Here is a 4393-nt window from a genome sequence, read left to right on the forward strand (position 1 = left end):
AAAGATACATCGGCGGTTGAAACAGCTATTTTATTTGAATTAGAAAGCAGTAGAGACACGTTGGGTTTTTGTGAAATGTATAAACGCACAGACATTCAGATTGTGTTGCCGCTCGCAAATGGGAGTTTAATTTGGGTAGGTCGACAAGATAGTGCTGCTCAATTAATTGATTATACAGACTCTCAAGGGGTGGAAAAATCAAGTAATCAATTGCAGATTAAAACAAATCAATTCTCGTTTACTTATTTAAACTTATTTTATATTAATTAACGAAAATACAATGTCAAAATTACAAATAATCCTACTTCCAGAAGTAGCCGAAGTATATGATGTTGAAGCCAATGTAGAAAACCAAATTATTGGTATTGCAGGGATTGCAGGTGAAATTGACCTGACAACATTAAGCCTGGCACGAGCCAAAGTACTTTTTTCTTTAGGCCTTTCAAAAGTCTTGAAACTCAAGAAAGAAGAAAAGCAAATCGAAAAGAAATAGTGGTTGAATAAATGAATAATATCACAAAAGCACGGCAGCATCTGCTGTGCTTTTTTTGAATAAAAACATGAATGCAATAAAATATTGGCTCGAAAGCAACGGCTCATTTGAGGATGGATTGAGGCTATTTGAATTGTTTGGCAACAATCAAACCTGGTTGTCAACATTTCAGAATATTGGCGAAAGTGAGTTTACTTCTGAGCAGCTACATAAACAGCTCAGTAGCTTAGTAATTGTTGCTGAAGCTAAACCTGAGCAGCTCAAACAAGAGCTGAGTAAACAAATCATTAGCACCATTGCACCCAGCGATTTGACTGATGCTCCTGAAGCTATCAAAGAAGCAGTCAATCGCCGAAAATACTTGTATTCGAGCGTCAATCGTGAGCATGAGCGATTGATCGCTTATGTCGAATCACAATCCGAATTCAAAGCAAAATTGAGCGGTGAAATCAAAATGCGTGATGTGATCAAGGCAATGGACAAGCTCGACATAGGCGGTCAGGCAATTCCATTCAATATTATTGCCATTACTGCCAATGCTCATAAAGATACGGGTGGTGAAATATTGCATTTGCAAGGCGTATTTCAAAATAAATACCGAGTTGTCCAGGAAAGGGAAGTGAAAACTAATTTTGACCGAACACCGATGAATACAGGTAAATCGGCAAACCCACTCGCCAACCGTATCAGACGAATATTTATAACCGAAACCAACGAAGTTAAAAACGTTGATATGGTACTCATTACTCATTTCAACTGGAAAAGAATGATATACTAATCATGGAGCAATTAGAAGCAAAAAAACTGGCACTGAACCTGAAAGACAATTGGTATGAAATAGCTAAACTTTGGGAGATTACCAAACACTACGACAACACAGGTCAGGTTTTGGAAAAGCAAAAGGCTGTCAAGATAGAATTGAAAGCAGGAGAAAGCCTTACCAAGCGACTTTATACGCTCCGAACGTATATTTCGCCAACTTACCTGAAACGCAAGCCAGAAGCCAAGCGAGAGGCGTACAAAGCAAATATATTAGCCGAAATAACAAAAATAGAGCAACTAATCGAAGACCAAGAAGATGAGTTTATTCAGGTTTGATGATATTGATAAAAAAGACGATGCAGTAGTCTCAGCAACGGTACAAACAATGCGAAATGTAGGTGCTTCAAATGAAGGCATCACAGAGATTATAGAACTCGTAAAAAACAATCAATTGGTAACATTTCTGACCAATGGGAAATGGTCGGTACATCAATTAATCGTTGCCATTTTTATGTGGTTCGGCAAAGGTAAACTTTCTTTCACCACTTGGGGATTATCCGAGCCACCACTGCGAGCTTTGCAATTACTGAAAGAGCAAGGCTATATCACACACTTACAAGCGATACTTGACCATCGAATTCGAGAACGACAGCCCATTGCCTATCAATTCTTTTTGGGTATTGCCGATGAGTATGGATTTGCCAAATCTCACGCCAAAGGTTATTTCATAGAGACCGACACCCACAAAATAAGCATAATAATAACCGCCAACTTAAACCGAAACACAAAGAATGAATTTGGATGCGTAATCATAGGCTCAGATACATTCGATTTATACCACCAATGGATAACCCGACACTTACAGACGATCAAAGAGTAGAAGTACAACAGTTTGCCAGTGCTTTTTTATCAAAAAAAGACATTTTAAAAATAACTCAAATACATGATTGTATAGAAATTGACCAAATAATTGAAATAGAACAGCTCAAGCAGAAGGCAATCGTCAATAATGTAATATTCAAATTAGCCGCCGCTAATAGTTCTGAGGCGATAAAACAAGCACTGAAAATATTTGATGCTCAAAATCAGTCTAAAGTATGAAAAAGGAAATCACAACACATGACCAAGAAAGCCTACGTACAATAGTCAAGAAGGTACTTAACGATGAGCCATTTGAAATGACCACTGCCGTTGCCCGACAAGTAGCCATTATTAATTTCATCAAAGACCTTAAAGACCAAGACTATACACGTCGTGAAATTATGAAAGAATTGTCGAGCGATTTCAAACGATTCGGCATTACATCTTATACATCGGCATATATTTATTACCACGAATTCGTAAACATTTATGACCAACGCAATCTATTTGAGCAGAAAGAATTGATGATGAGCATTTTGCAAGAGAACATCTTGGAAGATAAAGAACGTGAATTAACGAAAGGTGAACCCGATGGTAAAATATTAGCAGCACACAATAAAAGCATGATTGACCTCCTAAAACTCATGCCAAAATCACCACCAATTGACTATTCGAAAGTACACTTGCCAGATATATTTTTCTCATTTGACCCTTCCTCTTTAAATACTCCAGTTGAATTGAATGAAGAAAAACTGCAAAAGAAATTGAAAAAATACTGGGATGTTGAGAAAAAACAGTATTCAGAATTAATAAAAAGTATGGCAACCGAGGCTGTAATTGTTGAAGAATGAAAAAACTACACGCAAATAAGCCTCAAATGGAGGCAAATACCATAATCTCAAAGATTATGCTGTTGATATATGCTCGACGAACGGGTAAGACTTCTGGTGTTGGTGTTCCAAAAATGTACAAAATGAGCAAAGAAATGCCTCGATGCCGTTTGTTTTGGGGTAATCCTTCATATACAAACCTCTATCGGAATACACTTCCTGAAATAAAATCGAACCTCGAAAACCGTATTGGATTAGTTGAAGGCACGCATTATGTCATGCGTGAAAAACCACCAATTGGTTTTGAGCGAGCCTACCGACCATCAACCGACCATGCCAATACTTTGTTTTTTAAGCAGGGTTCTGAGTGTAACTTCTTTTCTCTCAATTTCAATGTAATCAATAACGGTGATGCAGTTGATGGTGGTTTCTTAGACGAAGTTCGCTTCATGGATCAAACCATCATCAATAATCTTTTGCTTTGTTTGTCAGGAACTCATCACAGCTTTTTGAATAATCCTTATCATAAGTCAATCACAATGATGACCGATATGCCAACCGACGAAAGAAGCGATTGGCTGTTCGACTATGAAAAAGATATGCACCCTGACATTATCCAGGACATTGTTGAAAGTCATTATTATTGGCAGCATTACAAGCAAAAACTAAAAGAAGATCATTCGCAATCATATCACTATGCGATCGAACAAAAGATTAAATATTATCAAGAAAATCTTTGCAAGTTATCTAATCTAACTACTGCTGTCCTTAAAGCATCTACCTTAGATAATGTTCACGTATTAGGAATTGATACAATTGAAAACTTCATGAAGTTATTACCGCCTGATGAATTTGTCAGGTCAGTTTTGAATATCAGAAGAAAAAAAAGCAACGAAGGTTTCTACTATGAATTAAGCGACCAATTGCACGGCTATCGTTCGCCAAAGGTTAGTTATATATCTAATACTAAGGATCTTGACGGAAATCAAGATTGTAATTGGGACAATGATATTGACTACAAACAACCGCTCAAAATAGCATTAGACTATAATTCTGCGATATGTACAATGATTGTCGGGCAATTATCAAAGAATAAAAGAGAATTGAAGTTCTTGAAAAACCTGTGGGTCGAACGCCCACTAAAACGTAAGCATCTAATAGAGCAGTTCCACAACTATTACAAAAACCTACCAGTCCGTGAAGTAGATTTCTATTTCGACAATACCGCAACCTGGACCGATGCCGACAAAACCATTGATGAAAGCTATGCCGCTAAGACGGTGCAGGAGCTAGAATCTTTTGGGTGGACAGTAAATCTACACTATCTCGAAAAGCCAATTACCCACAAATGGACGTTCGAGCGATGGGGAGAATTGCTACGTGGCAGTTTAGGCTTAAAGTTTAGCTTTAATCTTGATAACTGTTACGAATGGTTTCAAGCCTGTGA

The 4393-nt window shown here is 37.5% G+C and carries 8 protein-coding genes; all 8 read left to right on the forward strand.

Going from position 1 to position 4393, the window contains the following annotated elements; genetic code table 11:
• Window positions 1-270 (forward strand): hypothetical protein (locus tag ACH2CJ_RS04055; RefSeq protein ID WP_394990941.1); only part of this gene is annotated, 270 nt, incomplete at its 5' end.
• A gap of 10 nt (window positions 271-280) precedes the next feature.
• Window positions 281-493 (forward strand): hypothetical protein, encoded by a 213-nt coding sequence (locus ACH2CJ_RS04060; RefSeq protein WP_394990943.1) that lies wholly within the window; start codon window positions 281-283, stop codon window positions 491-493.
• A 67-nt stretch (window positions 494-560) separates the two neighbouring features.
• The gene (locus ACH2CJ_RS04065) at window positions 561-1271 is read left to right on the forward strand and encodes a hypothetical protein (RefSeq protein WP_394990944.1); all 711 of its coding nucleotides are present in this window, start codon (window positions 561-563) and stop codon (window positions 1269-1271) included.
• Window positions 1272-1273: 2 nt separating this feature from the next.
• Window positions 1274-1591, forward strand: coding sequence for a hypothetical protein (locus ACH2CJ_RS04070; RefSeq protein ID WP_394990945.1), 318 nt, complete (start codon window positions 1274-1276; stop codon window positions 1589-1591).
• Window positions 1572-2135 carry a hypothetical protein gene (locus tag ACH2CJ_RS04075; protein ID WP_394990946.1) on the forward strand — a complete coding sequence of 188 codons (564 nt, stop codon included), beginning with the start codon at window positions 1572-1574 and terminating at the stop codon, window positions 2133-2135. Before ACH2CJ_RS04070 ends, ACH2CJ_RS04075 begins: the two co-directional genes overlap by 20 nt.
• Window positions 2099-2356, forward strand: coding sequence for a hypothetical protein (locus ACH2CJ_RS04080; RefSeq protein WP_394990947.1), 258 nt, complete (start codon window positions 2099-2101; stop codon window positions 2354-2356). Before ACH2CJ_RS04075 ends, ACH2CJ_RS04080 begins: the two co-directional genes overlap by 37 nt.
• Complete coding sequence (locus tag ACH2CJ_RS04085; RefSeq protein ID WP_394990948.1) at window positions 2353-2967, forward strand: hypothetical protein; 615 nt, start codon at window positions 2353-2355, stop codon at window positions 2965-2967. Before ACH2CJ_RS04080 ends, ACH2CJ_RS04085 begins: the two co-directional genes overlap by 4 nt.
• On the forward strand, window positions 2964-4393 hold a 1430-nt coding region (locus tag ACH2CJ_RS04090; protein WP_394990949.1), incomplete at its 3' end, for a hypothetical protein. The genes ACH2CJ_RS04085 and ACH2CJ_RS04090, both read left to right, overlap by 4 nt.

It is taken from the genome of Emticicia sp. (assembly GCF_043780375.1).
In the GTDB taxonomy this organism is placed as follows: Bacteria; Bacteroidota; Bacteroidia; order Cytophagales; family Spirosomataceae; genus Emticicia.

Coding starts and splice junctions, on each gene's coding strand:
- ACH2CJ_RS04085 (WP_394990948.1), top strand. CDS start 2,353: ATGAAAAAGGAAATCACAACACATGACCAAGAAAGCCTACGTACAATA.
- ACH2CJ_RS04060 (WP_394990943.1), top strand. CDS start 281: ATGTCAAAATTACAAATAATCCTACTTCCAGAAGTAGCCGAAGTATAT.
- ACH2CJ_RS04080 (WP_394990947.1), top strand. CDS start 2,099: ATGGATAACCCGACACTTACAGACGATCAAAGAGTAGAAGTACAACAG.
- ACH2CJ_RS04075 (WP_394990946.1), top strand. CDS start 1,572: ATGAGTTTATTCAGGTTTGATGATATTGATAAAAAAGACGATGCAGTA.
- ACH2CJ_RS04070 (WP_394990945.1), top strand. CDS start 1,274: ATGGAGCAATTAGAAGCAAAAAAACTGGCACTGAACCTGAAAGACAAT.
- ACH2CJ_RS04065 (WP_394990944.1), top strand. CDS start 561: ATGAATGCAATAAAATATTGGCTCGAAAGCAACGGCTCATTTGAGGAT.